At 73.3% G+C, this 16,208-nt stretch carries 14 protein-coding genes; 11 read left to right on the top strand and 3 right to left on the bottom strand.

Going from position 1 to position 16,208, the window contains the following annotated elements; genetic code table 11:
• Nucleotides 1-121: 121 nt before the first annotated feature.
• The 3 genes from KYY02_RS17080 (at nucleotide 122) to KYY02_RS17070 (ending at nucleotide 3,137) form a co-directional block, all read left to right on the top strand.
• Nucleotides 122-778, top strand: coding sequence for a trimeric intracellular cation channel family protein (locus KYY02_RS17080; RefSeq protein WP_371238813.1), 657 nt, complete (start codon nucleotides 122-124; stop codon nucleotides 776-778).
• Between the two features lie 59 nt (nucleotides 779-837).
• Complete coding sequence (locus KYY02_RS17075) at nucleotides 838-1,698, top strand: thioesterase family protein (protein WP_371238812.1); 861 nt, start codon at nucleotides 838-840, stop codon at nucleotides 1,696-1,698.
• A gap of 269 nt (nucleotides 1,699-1,967) precedes the next feature.
• Complete coding sequence (locus KYY02_RS17070) at nucleotides 1,968-3,137, top strand: cysteine desulfurase family protein (protein ID WP_371238811.1); 1,170 nt, start codon at nucleotides 1,968-1,970, stop codon at nucleotides 3,135-3,137.
• Here KYY02_RS17070 and KYY02_RS17065 read toward each other — a convergent pair.
• Nucleotides 3,134-3,838 carry an N-acetylmuramoyl-L-alanine amidase gene (locus tag KYY02_RS17065; protein WP_371238810.1) on the bottom strand — a complete coding sequence of 235 codons (705 nt, stop codon included), beginning with the start codon at nucleotides 3,836-3,838 and terminating at the stop codon, nucleotides 3,134-3,136. The genes KYY02_RS17070 and KYY02_RS17065 overlap by 4 nt on opposite strands.
• Nucleotides 3,839-3,897: 59 nt before the next feature.
• Between KYY02_RS17065 and mnmA the strand changes: the two genes are divergently transcribed.
• Entirely contained in the window at nucleotides 3,898-5,034 is a 1,137-nt protein-coding gene (gene mnmA / locus KYY02_RS17060; RefSeq protein ID WP_371238809.1) for a tRNA 2-thiouridine(34) synthase MnmA, read from the top strand.
• A 243-nt stretch (nucleotides 5,035-5,277) separates the two neighbouring features.
• Nucleotides 5,278-6,546, top strand: coding sequence for a globin domain-containing protein (locus KYY02_RS17055; protein ID WP_371238808.1), 1,269 nt, complete (start codon nucleotides 5,278-5,280; stop codon nucleotides 6,544-6,546).
• On the opposite strand, the gene KYY02_RS17050 is transcribed toward KYY02_RS17055, so the two are convergent.
• Together KYY02_RS17050 and KYY02_RS17045 are read right to left on the bottom strand one after the other, a co-directional pair.
• Nucleotides 6,536-7,315, bottom strand: a complete 780-nt coding sequence (locus KYY02_RS17050; RefSeq protein WP_371238807.1) for an alpha/beta fold hydrolase — start codon at nucleotides 7,313-7,315, stop codon at nucleotides 6,536-6,538. The genes KYY02_RS17055 and KYY02_RS17050 overlap by 11 nt on opposite strands.
• An 80-nt stretch (nucleotides 7,316-7,395) precedes the next feature.
• Nucleotides 7,396-7,719, bottom strand: a complete 324-nt coding sequence (locus tag KYY02_RS17045; protein ID WP_371238806.1) for a DUF427 domain-containing protein — start codon at nucleotides 7,717-7,719, stop codon at nucleotides 7,396-7,398.
• Between the two features lie 82 nt (nucleotides 7,720-7,801).
• Here KYY02_RS17045 and KYY02_RS17040 point away from each other — a divergent pair, with 82 nt between their 5' ends.
• The 6 genes from KYY02_RS17040 (at nucleotide 7,802) to KYY02_RS17015 (ending at nucleotide 15,729) form a co-directional block, all read left to right on the top strand.
• Nucleotides 7,802-8,605, top strand: a complete 804-nt coding sequence (locus KYY02_RS17040; protein ID WP_371238805.1) for a class I SAM-dependent methyltransferase — start codon at nucleotides 7,802-7,804, stop codon at nucleotides 8,603-8,605.
• The gene (locus KYY02_RS17035; protein WP_371238804.1) at nucleotides 8,602-9,141 is read left to right on the top strand and encodes an LOG family protein; all 540 of its coding nucleotides are present in this window, start codon (nucleotides 8,602-8,604) and stop codon (nucleotides 9,139-9,141) included. The genes KYY02_RS17040 and KYY02_RS17035 overlap by 4 nt, the downstream gene beginning before the upstream one ends.
• An 18-nt stretch (nucleotides 9,142-9,159) precedes the next feature.
• Nucleotides 9,160-9,858 carry an SDR family oxidoreductase gene (locus tag KYY02_RS17030; protein WP_371238803.1) on the top strand — a complete coding sequence of 233 codons (699 nt, stop codon included), beginning with the start codon at nucleotides 9,160-9,162 and terminating at the stop codon, nucleotides 9,856-9,858.
• A 107-nt stretch (nucleotides 9,859-9,965) separates the two neighbouring features.
• A complete protein-coding gene (locus KYY02_RS17025) occupies nucleotides 9,966-10,973 on the top strand; it encodes a methionine synthase (RefSeq protein ID WP_371238802.1) in 1,008 nt (335 codons plus the stop codon).
• Between the two features lie 14 nt (nucleotides 10,974-10,987).
• On the top strand, nucleotides 10,988-13,183 hold the full coding sequence (gene ligA / locus KYY02_RS17020) for an NAD-dependent DNA ligase LigA (protein ID WP_371238801.1): 2,196 nt from the start codon (nucleotides 10,988-10,990) through the stop codon (nucleotides 13,181-13,183).
• A 260-nt stretch (nucleotides 13,184-13,443) separates the two neighbouring features.
• Nucleotides 13,444-15,729 (top strand): putative bifunctional diguanylate cyclase/phosphodiesterase, encoded by a 2,286-nt coding sequence (locus KYY02_RS17015; protein ID WP_371238800.1) that lies wholly within the window; start codon nucleotides 13,444-13,446, stop codon nucleotides 15,727-15,729.
• Nucleotides 15,730-16,208: the final 479 nt, after the last annotated feature.

The following is a 16,208-nucleotide window of genomic DNA, read 5'->3' as shown; positions in this document are numbered from 1 at the left end:
GGGCCGCCGTCCTTCTCGGAGCCTCGTACGGCTCCGCTGAACGGTTTGCGGACAGCAAGTTCACACCACCCCTCGCCTTGGTTTGCAAGGCGAGGGGTTCTTGCTGAGTGAGAATACAAGGGTGCTCCAGCAACTGTTCAGTCCGTCCGTCCTGCATACGCTCGACCTGATCGGCATCTTCGTCTTCGCGATCTCCGGCGCCCTGCTGGCCGTCCGCAAGAACTTCGACGTCTTCGGCATCGCCGTGCTCGCCGAGGTCACCGCGCTCGGCGGCGGACTCTTCCGCGACCTGGTCATCGGCGCCGTACCGCCCGCCGCCTTCACGGACCTGGGGTACTTCGTCACCCCGCTGCTCGCCACGGTCCTGGTGTTCTTCCTCCACCCGCACGTGGAGCGCATCCAGACCGGCGTCAACGTGTTCGACGCGGCCGGCCTCGGTCTGTTCTGCGTCGTCGGCACCACCAAGGCGTACGACTACGGCCTCGGCCTGACCGCCTCCGCCTGTCTGGGGCTGGCCACCGCGGTCGGCGGCGGTGTGCTGCGCGACGTGCTCGCCAACGAGGTGCCGTCGCTGCTGCGCTGGGACCGCGACCTGTACGCCGTCCCGGCCGTCGTCGGCGCCGCCCTGACCGCGCTGTGCATCCGCTACGACGTGCTGAACGCGGGGACCAGCAGCCTCGCCGTGGTCACGGCCTTCGTGCTGCGGCTGCTCGCGATGCGCTACCACTGGCGGGCCCCGCGCGCGTGGCACCGCCGTTCGACGGTCCAGGAGGAGTAGTCCTCCGGAACGCACGGACAAAGCTACCGCTTAGTATCGTCTTCTTGTACTGTTCGGTCATGCCAGAAGCAGCCTCCGCCCAGCCCACCCGGGCCGCCATCGGCGCCAGCGAGTTCGACCGCGACACCGCGCTCACCCCGCGTGCGCCAGGCGTCTACGACATCGACCTCTCCGCCGGCTGGACGATCGCCAACGCCGTCAACGGCGGCTATCTGCTGGCCGTCCTGGGCCGCGCACTCGCGGACACCCTGCCGCACACCGACCCGTTCACCGTCTCCGCGCACTATCTGACCGCCTCCCGGCCGGGTCCGGCGGTCGTCCGCACCGAGACCGTGCGCACCGGACGGACGCTGTCGACCGGCCAGGCCTCCCTCTTCCAGATCGACGGGGAGGGGCGCGAGGTGGAGCGCATCCGCGTCCTCGCCTCCTACGGAGACCTGGACTCCCTCCCCGACGACGTCCGTACGACGGCCGAGCCGCCCGCGATACCGCCGATGGAGCAGTGCTTCGGCCCGCAGGACGGTCCCACCCCGGTTGAGGGCGGTTCCGCCATCACCGAGCGCCTGATGCTCAAGCTGGACCCCTCGACCCTGGGCTGGACGCTCGGGCAGCCGTCGGGCAAGGGGGAGATGCGGGCCTGGTTCGGTCTCGCCGACGGCCGGGACCCCGACCCGTTCGCGCTGCTCCTCGCGGTGGACGCCCTGCCGCCGACCGCCTTCGAGCTGGGGCTCACCGGCTGGGTCCCGACGGTGGAGCTGACCGTCCACGTCCGCTGCCGCCCGGCTCCGGGCCCGCTGCGCGTCTCGATCACCACTCGCAACCTCGCCGGAGGCTTCCTGGAGGAGGACGCCGAGGTCTGGGACAGCACCGACCGCCTGGTGGCCCAGTCCCGCCAGCTGGCACGGGCCCGCCTGGCCTGACCCCCGTCGGCCCGTCCGGTACCGACCGGCCCGTCCGGCGTTCGAGGAGCGGGGGCCGGGGGCGGCGGGACCGGGTACGGGACGGGCAGGGGCGGGTGAGGCGGACCCCCCTCACCCGCCCCCGCCCCACCCGATCAGTGCGCACACCCGGTCCCGCGGCGTTCACGCAGGTGGACAGCGCGGTCTCGTGGAGCTTGCGAGCGGATGCCGCACCCTGGCCGACCGTGCTCCGTGGCCGGTGCACGGGGCCCCGTAGAATCGGCTCCACCATGGCTTACCTCGACCACGCCGCGACCACCCCGATGCTCCCCGAGGCAGTCGAGGCACTCGCCGCGCACCTGGGCGTCACCGGCAACGCCTCCTCCCTCCACGCGGCCGGCCGCCGCGCCCGGCGCACCGTCGAGGAGGCCCGCGAGACCCTCGCCGAGGCGCTCGGCGCCCGGCCCAGCGAGATCGTCTTCACCTCCGGCGGAACCGAGGCCGACAACCTCGCCGTGAAGGGCCTGTACTGGTCCCGCCGCGACGCGGACCCGGCCCGCACCCGGGTCCTCGCCAGCCCCGTCGAGCACCACGCCGTCCTCGACGCCGTCCACTGGCTCGGCGAGCACGAGGGCGCCACCGTCGAGTACCTGCCGGTCGACCCCCACGGCCGGGTGCATCCGGACGCCCTGCGCGAGGCCATCGCCCGCAACCCCGACGACGTCGCCCTCGCCACCGTCATGTGGGCCAACAACGAGATCGGGACGATCCTGCCGGTCCGCGAGCTCGCCGAGACGGCCGCCGAGTTCGATGTGCCGCTGCACTCCGACGCGGTCCAGGCCTTCGGACAGCTCCCGGTGGACTTCGCCGCGTCGGGACTCGCCGCGATGACCGTGTCCGGCCACAAGATCGGCGGGCCGTACGGCATCGGCGCGCTGCTCCTGGGCCGTGAGCACACCCCCGTGCCCGTCCTGCACGGCGGCGGCCAGGAACGCCACGTCCGCTCCGGCACCCTCGACGTCCCCGCCATCGCCTCCTTCGCGACGGCCGGACGGCTCGCCGCCGAGCAGCGGGAGTGGTTCGCCCGTGAGATCGGGAGGCTGCGCGACGATCTGGTCGCCGCGGTCCGCGAGGCCGTGCCGGACGCCGTCCTCGGCGGCGACCCCACGCCCGGGGGGCGTCTTCCGGCCAATGCGCACTTCACCTTCCCCGGCTGCGAGGGCGACTCCCTGCTGCTCCTCCTGGACGCCCAGGGCATCGAGTGCTCCACCGGCTCCGCCTGCACCGCCGGCGTCGCCCAGCCCAGCCACGTCCTCCTGGCGACCGGGGTCGATCCCGACCTGGCCCGCGGCACCCTCCGCTTCTCCCTGGGGCACACCTCCACGGAGGCCGACGTGGAGGCCGTGGCCAAGGCCATCGGCCCGGCGGTGGAACGGGCCCGGGCGGCGGGACTGACCTAGCCCGCCGTGGCCGACGGGGAGCCGGAGGGGCCGGTGTCCGCCTGCGCCGTACGGGCCCGCCGGACCAGCTTCATGTAGCGGTCCCAGTCCCAGTGCGGGCCCGGGTCGGTGTGGTCCGTGCCCGGGACCTCGACGTGGCCAATGACGTGGTCGCGGTCGACGGGTATGTCGTAGCGGGCGCATATGCGGGCCGTGAGGCGGGCCGAGGCCGCGTACATCTCGTCCGTGAAGTCCTCGGGGCGGTCCACGAACCCCTCGTGCTCGATGCCGACGCTGCGCTCGTTGTAGTCGCGGTTGCCCGCGTGGTACGCCACGTCCAGCTCGCGGATCATCTGGGCGACGCGGCCGTCCTGGCCCACGATGTAGTGCGAGGCGGCCTTGTGCTCCGGGTTCTTGAACGCCTGCACCGCACTGTCGAAGCTGCCCTGGGTGACGTGGACGATCACCATGTCGACGCCGAAGTCGTCCGGCCGGTCCGCACGCCGCCAGTTGGCGTCCGAGGCCGCCACCCAGCGGGCGCCCGTGTAGTCGACGGCGCCCTGCTCACGCGGTTTCTCGATCCCGGGCACGCGCCACCACCACCGCGCCAGCTCGTCCCGCGCCAGCACCGCCGCGCCCGCCGCTGTCGCCGCCCCGCCCACGATCAGGGCCCGCCGCCCGATGCGCCGGTCCCCGTCCGCGGATGCTCTTCTCGTCCCCACATGATCCTGAACGGATACCCGGCGGCCGTGGTTCCCGGGCCCCGTACCCTGGAGGGGTTATGACTGACACCTCGCAGCGCTCCCGCCCCCTCCGCGTCCTGGCCGCCATGTCCGGCGGAGTCGACTCCGCCGTCGCCGCCGCCCGCGCGGCCGAAGCGGGCCACGACGTGACCGGCGTCCACCTCGCGCTCTCCGCGAACCCGCAGTCGTTCCGTACCGGGGCGCGGGGCTGCTGCACCATCGAGGACTCGCGCGACGCCCGCCGCGCCGCCGACGTCATCGGCATCCCGTTCTACGTGTGGGACCTCGCCGACCGCTTCCGCGAGGACGTCGTCGAGGACTTCGTCGCCGAGTACGAGGCCGGCCGCACCCCCAACCCGTGCCTGCGCTGCAACGAGAAGATCAAGTTCGCCGCCCTGCTGGACAAGGCGCTGGCGCTCGGCTTCGACGCGGTCTGCACCGGCCACTACGCCCAGGTGATCCTGCGCGAGGACGGCACCCGCGAGCTGCACCGCGCCTCCGACACGGCCAAGGACCAGAGCTACGTCCTCGGCGTGCTCGACGACCGCCAGCTCGCCCACGCCATGTTCCCCCTCGGCGACACGGTCACCACCAAGGAGGAGATCCGCGCGGAGGCCGAGCGCAGGGGACTGGCCGTCGCCAAGAAGCCCGACTCGCACGACATCTGCTTCATCGCCGACGGTGACACCCGGGGCTTCCTCGCCGGCCGCCTCGGCAGGGCGGAGGGGGACATCGTCGACGAGTCCGGCGCCAAGGTCGGCACCCACGAGGGCGCCTACGGCTTCACCATCGGCCAGCGCAAGGGCCTGCGGATCGGCACCCCCGCCCCCGACGGCAAGCCCCGCTACGTCCTCGACATCTCTCCGGTGACCAACACGGTCACCGTCGGCCCCGCCGCGGCCCTCGACGTCACCGCCCTCACCGCGGTCAGGCCCCGCTGGTGCGGCGCCGCCCCCACCGGCCCCGGCACCTACACCGCCCAGCTGCGCGCCCACGGAGGCGAGACCGAGGTGACGGCGGAACTCGTCGACGGGTCCCTGGAGGTGTCGTTCACCGAGCCCGTCCGCGGCGTCGCCCCCGGCCAGGCGATCGTCCTGTACGACGGCACCCGCGTGGTCGGCTCGGCGACCATCGCCTCGACGGTGCGGGCCGGGGAAGCGACCCCGGCGGTCTGAGGCACGGCTGCGGACCAAGGTCCTTCGGCCCTGTTGAAGGGGACCGTCGGCGGCGCCCCGCCCGCCGCCCGCCGTGGTGTGATGCGGACGCGCCCGCCGGTCCCGTTGCGACGCCGTCCACCGGCCGGGGCGCACGCACCATGACACAGAGCCGACAGGAAACGCCGCGATGCCCCGCACAGCCGTCCCCGCCCCAGCCGCCTCCCCGGTGTCTCCCGCCCGGAGCACGTGGCGGGTGGGCGCGTGACCACCGACTACCACAGCCTGCTCGCCCGCCAGGAGGCCATGCGCCTGCGTGCCCGGCTGCGTGCCCCCGCCGGGCACGGGGCACCACACGCCTCCCCGGCCACCGCGGCGGCCGGCCTCCGGGCCGTCCTTGCCGGGCCCGCCGACCAGGAGGTGATCGTTCGGAACCTGGCGCAGGTCACGCCCTTCGGCGCGCTCATCGGCCACCTCTACGACGCCATGTTCGAGCGGCACCCGTACCTGAGGCAGCTGTTCCCCGCGTCGATGGAGTTCCAGATGGCCCACCTGGAGCGGGCCCTCCGGTACCTGATCGAGAACCTCGGCCGCCCCGACGAGGCGACCGCCTTCTTCACCCGCCTCGGCCGCGACCACCGCAAACTCGGCGTGCTCCCGGTGCACTACGAGGTGTTCGAGGAGGCGCTCCTGGAGGCGCTGCAGCGGCAGGCCGGGGGACGGCTCGGCGGCGACGTCACGGGTGCGTGGCTGCGCATGGCGCGGTTCGCCGCCGCGGCCATGGTGCGCGGCGCGGACGACGCGCTCCGCGAACCGTCCTACTGGAGCGGCACGGTGACGTATCACCGGCGCCGCCGCCCGGACCTCGCCGTTCTACGCGTCCGCCCGTCCGAGCCGTACCCCTGCCGGCCCGGCCAGTACGCGAGGCTGCAGAGCCCGCTGCTGCCGCACACCTGGCGTCCGTACACCCCGGCCGGCGTGCCCGGGACCGACGGCGAGCTGGAGTTCCACGTGCGACGCACCGGTCCCGGCGGTGTGAGCGACGCCCTCGTGACCGGCACCGACGTCGGCGACACCCTGCTGCTGGGCCCGGCCCAGGGCACCACGACCCTGGACGACCCCCTCGCGCAGGACGTGCTGATCGTGGCCGGCGGCACCGGCTGGGCCACGGCCAGGGCGCTGCTGGAGGACCTGGCCGCGCGTCGTACCCCGGGCCGCTCGGCGCACCTGTTCCTCGGCGTCCGCACCGCCGACGAGCTGTACGACGCGCCGGCCCTCGCCCGGCTGGAGAAGCGCTGCCCCTGGCTGCGGGTGGTCCGGGTGACCGAGGGCGGCGCCGCCCCGTCCGAGCACGGCACCGTCGACGCGGCAATCACCCGGCACGGCGACTTCACCGGGCACGTCGCGTATGTCAGCGGCCCACCCGCCATGATCACCGCGGTGGTCCGGCGCCTCGCCGCACTCGGGCTGCCCGCCGGGCGCATCCGGCACGACCCGGCCCCCGACGGCCGCACGGCCGGCCTCACCCTCTGAAGAACTCCGCCAGCACCGGCGCCAGGACGTCCGGTTCCACCATGTGGGTCTGGCCTCCCAGGGTGCGGCACGTGCCCCGGGGGACGGACTGCGCGATCGCCCGCGCGGCCTCGCGCATCCACGCCGGGCTCGCGTCGCCCGCGATCGACAGCACCGGGACGCGGACCGACGCCAGCAGCCCGCGCGGCACGCTCCCGTCGCCCATCACGGCGTCGTCGTACGCGAGGCTCGGTGCGATCGACTCCATCCCGGCCCACATCGGTGACTGCCGCGCGCCCTGGATGACGTCCTCGCCGAGGCCGGTCAGCCGCAGGAACAGCTCCACCGCGTCCCCGCGCCGCCCCTCGGCGAGCGCCGCCGTCAGCCGCTCGGTGTACCGCGCGCGCTCCTCCAGGGCGTCGGACGACATCGCGTACGGTGTCTCGTACACGGCGACGTGGTGCACCGGGAGTCCGCTCGCCGCCGCCCTGAGCGCCAGCGCGCCGCCCGAGGAGACGCCGTACAGCGCGGCCGCGCCGCCCACCGCCTCGATCAGCGCCGCCAGGTCCTCGACCTCGCGCTCCACCGCGTACGGCGCCGTGTCCCCGCTGCCGCCCCGGCCCCGGCGGTCGTACACGACCACCCGGAACCCCTCCGAGAGGCGGGCCGCCAGCGGGGCCACCGTGCCGCCCGTCGACATCGCGCCGCTGACGAGAACGATCGTGGCGCCCCGCCCGGCGCTCTCGTACGCCAGGGAGGTGCCGTCACGCGAAGAGATGTTCTTGTCCATGTCACGCCAGACTGCCGCACGGGGCGGCGTTCATCGGTGAGGCGGGCGGCGCGTTCGACCATCACCACCCGTTCACCTGATCAGCCGACTTCCACCTCGGAGAAGCAGAGGTGGTCCTTGATCCGCGTGACCTCCGGCTTCGGCTCCGGGTACGCCCAGACCAGATCCGCCGAGCCCGGCAGCGACCAGTAGGACGCGGTGCCCTTGAAGGGGCAGTGCGTGTGCGTTGCGGAGGGCGTCAGCAGGTCCAGCCGTACGTCCTGGGGCGGGATGTAGTACCGCGCGGGACAGCCCGTCTCGCGCAGCACCAGCGTCCGGTCGCTCTCCGCCAGCACCTGCCCGCCGTGCACCACGCGCACGTGCCGGTCGCTCTTCTCGATGGTGATGCGGTGGCCTGTGGTCACGATCGTCCTCCTCGGGTGGCCGACTCCACGGGTACAGCGCACCCTGAAGCGGACTTCTTCCCGAGGACCCGGAGGAGGATCCATGGGAGCCAAGGACACCGGCCGGAACCGCGGCACCCTCGGTCACCGGGCCGGCTACGCCCTGCGCCACCCGCGGCGCGTCCCCGCCCACGCGCGGCGCGCGTTGCGCGACACCTGGCTGCGGCTGCTCCACCGCGACCACATCGCCTACTACCGCGCGGTGATGGCCTCCGACGCGGCCCGCAGCACCGAGGCGGCGGTCGGCCACAACCCCTCGCGCGAGCAGTGGGCGCGCATCGGCCGGATGCAGTTCGACTACCTGCTGCGGCACGGTCTGGAGCCGCACCACCGGATGCTGGAGATCGGCTGCGGCAACCTGCGCGCGGGACGCCTCTTCATCGGCCACCTGGAACCCGGCCACTACTATGGCATCGACATCTCGCCGCACATCCTGCTCGCCGCCCAGGACACCCTCGTACGCGACGGACTCCAGGCCAGGATGCCGTACCTCACCCTGGCGGACGACCTCACCTTCGCCTTCCTGCCCGACGGGCACTTCGACGTCGTCCACGCGCACAGCGTCTTCTCGCACTCGCCCCGGCACGTCGTCGAGGAGTGCTTCGCGCACGTCGGGAGGGTGCTCGCGCCCGGCGGGTTCTTCGACTTCACCTTCGACCGCACGGAGGGCGAGGAGCACCAGGTGCTGCACGAGGACTTCTACTACCGGACGGAGACGCTGGTGGAACTGGCCGCCTGCCACGGCCTCGCCGCCCGGTTCATGGACGACTGGGAGAGGCTGCCGCACCGGCAGTCGAAGATGCGGCTGACCGTGATGTCCGACCGGGCCCGTACTGTGGGTCCGTGAACATCTGTGTCTTCCTCTCCGCCGCCGACCTCGACGAACGCTACACACGCCCCGCGCGGGAGTTCGGGCGGCTGCTCGGCAAGGGCGGTCACACGCTGGTGTGGGGCGGTTCGGACACCGGCCTGATGAAGGTCGTCGCCGACGGCGTGGAGGAGGCGGGCGGCCGGCTCTGCGGCGTCTCCGTGGAGTTCCTCGCGGCGAAGGCCCGCGACGGCGTCGACGAGATGGTGATCGCCGGGGATCTCGCCGAGCGCAAGCGGCTGCTGCTGGAGAAGGCCGACGCGGTGGTCGTCATGGTCGGCGGCACCGGCACCCTCGACGAGGCGACCGAGATCCTGGAGCTGAAGAAGCACGGGCACACCGAGAAGCCGGTGGTCCTGCTCAACACCGCGGGCTTCTACGACGGCCTCAAGGAGCAGTTCCGCCGCATGGAGGACGAGGGCTTCCTGCCCCGCCCGCTGACCGACCTGGTGTTCTTCGCCGAGGAGCCGGTGGGCGCGCTGGCCCACCTGGAGGAGAGCCTGGGCGTGGAGTGACCGCCCGGTGATGCGAGCATGGCGGACATGGCTACACATGTGATCACCGGAGCGGGCTCCGGCATCGGCGAGGCCGTCGCCCGCCGCCTGCACGCACGCGGGGACGAACTCGTCCTGCACGCTCGCGACGCGGGCCGGGCGAAGGAACTGGCGGCCCGGTTCCCCGGCGCCCGCACCCTCGTCGGGGACCTGGCGGACCCGGACAGGCTCTCCTGGGCCTTCTCCCACCAGTCGCTCCCGGACCGGGTGGACTCCCTCCTCCACATCGCCGGCGTGGTCGACCTCGGACCGGTCGGCGAGCTGACCCCGAGGACCTGGCGGCACCAGCTCGACGTCAACCTGATCGCCCCCGCCGAGCTGACCCGCCACTTCCTGCCCCAGCTCCGCGCGAGCCGGGGTCACGTGATCTTCGTCAACTCCGGCGCCGGCCTGAGCGCCCACGCCGGCTGGTCCGCCTACGCCGCCTCCAAGCACGGTCTCAAGGCCCTCGCCGACTCCCTGCGCGAGGAGGAGCACGCGGGCGGCGTCCGCGTCACCTCGGTCTACCCCGGCCGCACGGCCAGCCCCATGCAGGCCAGGGTCCACCAGCAGGAGGGCAAGGAGTACGACCCGGCCAGGTGGATCGACCCCGAGTCGGTCGCCACGACGATCGTGACGGCCCTCGACCTGCCGGCCGACGCGGAGATCAACGACCTGACGGTCCGACCGGGGCGGTGAGGGCCGGCCCCTCCGGCCCCCGAGGAGCGGGGGGGCCGGGGGCGGCGCCCCCCGGGGGAGGGGCGGGCAGGGGCGCCGGGGGCGGAAAACCTCCGTACGCTCTACGGGTGAGCGAAAACAGCCAGTTCAGTTTCGGCCCCGCCACCGGCATCGGCTCCATGCCGGGCGGGGACGCCCGCGAGGCCGCCAGAACGGTCACCGGCAGCTTCGAGACCTTCCCCCACCTCCCCGAACTCCCCGCCCGCGGCCCCGGCGCGGACATGATCGGCCGCACCGCCGGCCTGCTCGTCGAGCTCTACGCCCGCGTCGAGCCCAGCGGTTGGCGCCTCGGCGACCGCCCGGGCCGCGACACCAGGCGCGCCCGCTCCTGGCTCGGCGAGGACCTCGACGCGCTGGAGGAGTTCACCCAGGAGTACCAGGGCCGGCTGAAGGTCCAGGCGGTCGGCCCGTGGACACTCGCCGCCGCCCTGGAGCTGAGGAACGGCGAGGCCACCCTCTCCGATCCCGGCGCCTGCCGCGACCTCGCCGCCTCGCTCGCCGAGGGGCTGCGCCTGCACCTCGCCGAGGTCCGGCGGCGCGTCCCCGGCGCACAGATCGTCCTGCAGCTCGACGAACCCTCCCTCACCGCCGTGCTGCGCGGACAGGTGAGGACCGCCAGCGGCTACCGCACCCACCGCGCGGTGGACCGGCAGATCGTCGAGGCCACGCTGCGGGACGTCGTCGGGGTGCACGACGGCGGTCCCGTCGTGGTCCACTCGTGCGCACCGGACGTCCCGTTCGCCCTGCTGCGCCGGGCGGGCGCGGCGGCGGTCTCCTTCGACTTCTCCCTCCTCACCGAGCGTGACGACGAGGTGATCGGGGAAGCGGTGGAGAGCGGGACCAGGCTGTTCGCCGGTGTCGTCCCGGGCACGGACGGCCCGTTGTCGGACCCGGGAGGTAGCGTCATGGGTGTCAGGACGCTCTGGCGCAGGCTGGGGCTGCGGCCGGGACTCCTCCCGGAAGCGGTCACGCTCACTCCGGCGTGCGGACTCGCGGGGGCCTCCCCGGAGTACGCGCGCAGGGCCCTCGCCCATTGCGTCCTGGCGGCGAGATCACTCGCGGACAACCCAGAGTAACGGGAGGACACACGGTGGCCGGCGACAAGCAAGCGGAGACGACGAGCGTGCCCGCCGAGGCACGGGAGAAGCACGCCACGCTCGCTGAGCAGATCGAGGAGCACCGCTTCCGGTACTACGTGAACGACGCCCCCGTCATCAGCGACGCCGACTTCGACCGGCTGCTGCGCGAACTGGAGGCGCTGGAGGAGGAGCATCCCGAGCTGCGCACCCCCGACTCGCCGACCCAGAAGGTCGCCGGGGCGTACGAGACGGAGTTCACCTCCGTCGAGCACCGCTCGCGCATGCTCTCCCTCGACAACACCTTCAACGACGACGACCTCGCCGCCTGGGCGGAGCGCATCCACCGGGAACTGGGCACGCAGAAGTTCCACTTCCTGTGCGAGCTGAAGGTCGACGGCCTCGCCGTCAACCTCACCTACGAGAAGGGCCGGCTCGTCCGCGCGGCGACCCGCGGCGACGGCCGCACCGGTGAGGACATCACGCCCAACGTGCGCACCATCGCCGAGATCCCGGACCGGCTGAAGGGCGACGAGGTGCCCGACCTCGTGGAGATCCGCGGCGAGGTCTACTTCCCGATGGAGAAGTTCCAGGAGCTCAACGCGCGGTTGAACGCGGCCGGCGACAAGCCGTTCGCCAACCCGCGCAACGCGGCGGCCGGTTCACTGCGGCAGAAGGACCCCCGGGTCACCGCCACCCGCCCGCTGCACATGGTGGTGCACGGCATCGGCGTCCTGGAGGGCTACCAGGGCATGACCCGCCTCTCCCAGGGCTACGACCTGCTGAAGACCTGGGGGCTTCCGACCTCCCCGCACAACAGGGTGGTCGACGACCTCGAGGGCGTACGGGAGTTCATCGCGCACTACGGCGAGAACCGGCACTCCGTGGCGCACGAGATCGACGGCGTCGTCGTCAAGCTCGACGAGATCCCGCTCCAGGGCCGTCTCGGCACCACCTCGCGCGCCCCGCGCTGGGCCATCGCGTACAAGTACGCGCCCGAGGAGGTCAACACCAAGCTGGTCAACATCCGTGTGGGCGTGGGACGCACGGGCAGGGTCACGCCGTACGCCCAGGTCGAACCGGTCACGGTGGCCGGGTCCGAGGTCGAGTTCGCCACACTGCACAACCAGGACGTGGTCAAGGCCAAGGGCGTCCTCATCGGCGACACGGTGGTGCTGCGCAAGGCCGGTGACGTCATCCCCGAGATCCTCGGCCCGGTCGCCGACCTGCGCGACGGCAGCGAGCGGGAGTTCGTGATGCCGGCCGAGTGCCCCGAGTGCGGTACGCCGCTCAGGCCGATGAAGGAGGGCGACGTCGACCTGCGCTGCCCCAACGCCCGCACGTGCCCGGCCCAGTTGCGGGAGCGGCTGTTCTACCTGGCCGGGCGCAAGGCGCTGGACATCGAGCACTTCGGCTATGTCGCCGCGGCGGCGCTGACCCGGCCGCTGGAGCCGGAGGAGCCGCCGCTGAAGGACGAAGGGGACCTGTTCGACCTCACCGTCGACCGGTTGCTGCCCATCAAGGCGTACGTCCTCGACCAGGACAGCGGGCTGCCCAAGCGGGACCCGAAGACCGGCGAGGAGAAGATCGCCACCGTCTTCGCCAACCAGGAGGGCGAACCGAGGAAGAACGCGGTCGCGATGCTGGCGAACATCGCGGCGGCCAAGGAGCGTCCGCTGGCGCGCGTGCTGACCGGCCTGTCGATCCGTCATGTCGGGCCGGTCGCGGCAGAGGCGCTGGCCCGTGAGTTCCGCTCCGTCGACCGCATCGAGCAGGCCACGGAGAAGGAGCTGGCGGAGACCGAGGGGGTCGGCGACATCATCGCCGCCTCCGTGAAGGAGTGGTTCGCCGAGGACTGGCACCGCGAGATCATCCGCAAGTGGAGGGCGGCCGGCGTACGGATGGAGGAGGAGAGCTCGGGGGAGGACGAGGGGCCGCGTCCGCTGGAAGGGCTCACCGTCGTGGTGACCGGGACCCTGGAGAACTTCACCCGGGACGGCGCGAAGGAGGCGCTGCAGAGCCGGGGGGCGAAGGTGACCGGGTCCGTCTCGAAGAAGACGTCGTTCGTCGTCGTGGGGGACAACCCCGGGACGAAATATGACAAGGCCATGCAGCTCAAGGTTCCGGTTCTGAGCGAGGACGGCTTTGCCGTCCTCCTCGGACAGGGCCCGGAGGCCGCGGCGGAGGTCGCTCTCTCGGCCGAGGAGTAGCGGTTGAAGTCCGCCCGATCGGCGCATACCAGATGCATACGGGTGAGTGGGGCGCATTCGGGCAACCGTCGGCGACCGGTGCCCGTGCAGGCCCTGTGCGGCCTACTGTTGAGATGTGCGCCTGCCGTGCCCAGCTGCGGTCGGGGCAGCCCCGTACTCGTGAGGGGTCGGGGGTAAGGGCTTTCCAACGCGGAGCCGCTGAGGGTCGTCGGGCATCGGGCCGCGTGGCGTGGGCACCGCCGGCTGGGAGAGGGACGGGAATGGAACCGACCGAGAGCGCCGCCCCGGGCTCACGGCCGCGTCTGCGTCGCATGGCGGTCGCATGGCGGCGCGGCCGTGGGGACGGGCGGCCCGCGGGACGACCGGGCGCGACGGCGCGCACCGGAGCGCGTACCGCGGACGTGCGCGGGACGGCTGCGCGCGGTGCGGACGTGCGCGGTGCCGGGCAGCCGATCGTCGGGCGCGGTCCCGGGCTGGCCGAGCTGTCCGAGGCGGACACGGAACGGCACCCGTCCTGGCCCGCGTTGCCGACGGCGGTCGTCGCCGCCGCCGGGTTCGTGCTGGGGGCCGGCTTCCTGCGGGCGTTCACCGGAGGACACGCGCTCTTCCCGTCCGGGGCCGTCGGCTGGTCCCTGGCCGTGCTGACCGGAATCATCGTCGGCCATCTGGTGATGCTGGGCCGCTCCCGGTGGTGGGGCGGCACGGGTTCCGGCGCCGCCCTCACCCTCGCGGTGCTGCTGCTGTACGGCTGGCTCCCGGCCGGGATGGTCAGCCTCACGGTCGTCGTGCTGGTCGGCACGGCCCGGCGGGGCCGCTGGCGACAGGGCGTGCTGCACGGTGCGGTGGACCTGCTCGGCATCGGCGCCGGCGCGCTGGTGCTGGCCGCGTTCGGCTGGGTGCCGTCCGTCGAGTCGCCGTCGACTCCGGACACCTGGACGGTGTACACCGCGCCGGGGGTGGTGCTGGCCGCCGTCACGTATCTCGTGGTCACGCGCACGCTGTTCTGGTACCTGCACACCCCGCGCGCGGGGCTGCCCACCGCGGCCCGCACCGCTCTGCTCCGGCAGGGGCTCGTCGCGGTCGCCCTGCTCGGCATAGCGCCCCTGGTGTGCGTGGTCGCGGTCGCCAAGCCGGTGCTGCTGCCGCTCTTCTCCATTCCGCTGATCGCCCTCGACTCCACCCTGTGGATAGCCCGCGCGCGGGCCGAGGAGCAGTTGCGCGATCCGCTGACCGGGCTGCCCAACCGGCAGTGGCTGCTGGAACGCATCTGGACCGCGCTGGACGACGCCGAGCGGATCGGCGCCCGTGCCGCACTCATGCTGATCGACCTGGACCGGTTCCGGTCGGTCAACGACACCCTCGGTCATCTCGCCGGCGACCGGCTGCTGCTGCAGATAGCCGACCGGCTCAGACTCGCCCTGCCGCGCGGGGCGGAGGCCGCGCGGCTCGGCGGTGACGAGTTCGCCGTCTTACTGCCCGTCGCCGACTCCACGACGTCCGCGACCCGCGTCGCCCGCGGCCTCGTCGCCGCCCTCGGTTCCCCGCTCGACCTCGACGGGCTCACCCTCGTCCTGGAGGCGAGTGCGGGGGTCGCCGTCTTCCCCGACCACGCGGACGACGCGGAGGGGCTGTTGCGGCGGGCGGACGTGGCGATGTACCAGGCGAAGCGGGACCGTACGGGGGTCGAGGCGTACGAGTCCAAGCGGGACTCCAACACCCCTGACCGGCTGGGACTGCTGGGGGATCTGCGGCGGGCGCTGGACGCCCGTGAGGTGCAGCTGCACTACCAGCCGAAGGTCCGCTTCGACGGGCAGGTCGCGGGGCTCGAGGCGCTGGTGCGGTGGGTGCATCCGGAGCGGGGGAAGGTGCCGCCGGACGAGTTCATAGCGATCGCCGAGTCGTCCGGGCTGATGCCGCACCTCACCGAGTACGTGCTGGAGACCGCGCTGGGGCAGGTCGCACAGTGGCGCGCCCAGGGGCTGTTCGTCCCGGTCGCCGTGAACGTGTCCCCGCGCGATGTGCACACGCCCGGTTTCGCGGGCTCCGTGGCGGCGCGGCTGGCCCGGCACGGGGTGCCGGCGGGGGCGCTGCAGCTGGAGATCACCGAGCACGTGCTGCTGGAGGATCCGCAGCGTGCGGCCGACACGTTGAACGCGTTGACCGGGCACGGGGTGAAGATGTCGCTGGACGACTTCGGCACGGGGTACTCGTCGTTGGTGCATCTGCGGCGGCTGCCGGTGAGCGAGCTGAAGATCGACCGGTCGTTCGTGGCCCGGCTGGCCCTGGACGCCGAGGACGCGGAGATCGTGCGCTGCACCATCGACCTGGCGCATTCCCTGGGGCTGCTCGTCGTCGCCGAGGGGGTGGAGGACGACGAGACGTGGGAGCGGCTGCGCGATCTCCGCTGCGACGCGGTGCAGGGCTGGCTGGTGGCCGCGGCGATGCCGCCGGAGGAGACCACGGCCTGGCTGCTGGCCCGCGGTTCCCGCGGCTGGCAGCGCCCGGCCGCCGCGCTCCCGGCCGCGACGACCGCGGCCGACGAATAGCCCGCGCCGGGTGCGGGTTTCTGTGCTTGCGGCGCAGGGTTCGGTCCGGCGGGGGGTCGGGTGGTGCCTGTGGTCGGTGGGTGGGGCGGGGCCGTGTCGGGGGTGTCCGTCCTCGGACCGGCGCGGATCACGTTCCTCCGACGGGGCGCGGACGCGCCGGCCGCTGCGGGCGGGCGCCCCCGCCCCGTCCCCTTCCCGCCGTACGCGGCCGCCTGCCGCCGCTCCCGCGGGCGGTCGTGCCGCAGGGCGGCACGGGTGGGCGCGACGGCAGCCCGTGAGCGCCGGGCGCGCGACCCCCCGGTCCATACCGGCGCGGGGCGCCGGCAAGGCGCCGGGCCACGTGACAGCGCCCGCGGGGCACCCCGCAAGGCGCCGGGCCGCGTGAACCTCATCCGGCCCGCACCGACGAGGGGCGCCGGGCTGCAGAGCCACCCCGCTCAGCGGCAACGAGGGGCATCGCCCGCGGGCCGGGGAAACGC

The organism is Streptomyces pimonensis, from assembly GCF_041380215.1.
Taxonomy (GTDB): Bacteria; Actinomycetota; Actinomycetes; order Streptomycetales; family Streptomycetaceae; genus Streptomyces; species Streptomyces pimonensis.
This window is presented reverse-complemented; position numbering and strand designations above follow the sequence as displayed.

Excerpts from the sequence above, each read along its gene's own strand:
- KYY02_RS17075 (WP_371238812.1), top strand. The coding sequence starts at position 838 with ATGCCAGAAGCAGCCTCCGCCCAGCCCACCCGGGCCGCCATCGGCGCC.
- KYY02_RS17070 (WP_371238811.1), top strand. The coding sequence starts at position 1,968 with ATGGCTTACCTCGACCACGCCGCGACCACCCCGATGCTCCCCGAGGCA.
- mnmA (WP_371238809.1), top strand. The coding sequence starts at position 3,898 with ATGACTGACACCTCGCAGCGCTCCCGCCCCCTCCGCGTCCTGGCCGCC.
- KYY02_RS17050 (WP_371238807.1), bottom strand. The coding sequence starts at position 7,315 with ATGGACAAGAACATCTCTTCGCGTGACGGCACCTCCCTGGCGTACGAG.
- KYY02_RS17040 (WP_371238805.1), top strand. The coding sequence starts at position 7,802 with ATGGGAGCCAAGGACACCGGCCGGAACCGCGGCACCCTCGGTCACCGG.
- KYY02_RS17030 (WP_371238803.1), top strand. The coding sequence starts at position 9,160 with ATGGCGGACATGGCTACACATGTGATCACCGGAGCGGGCTCCGGCATC.
- KYY02_RS17015 (WP_371238800.1), top strand. The coding sequence starts at position 13,444 with ATGGAACCGACCGAGAGCGCCGCCCCGGGCTCACGGCCGCGTCTGCGT.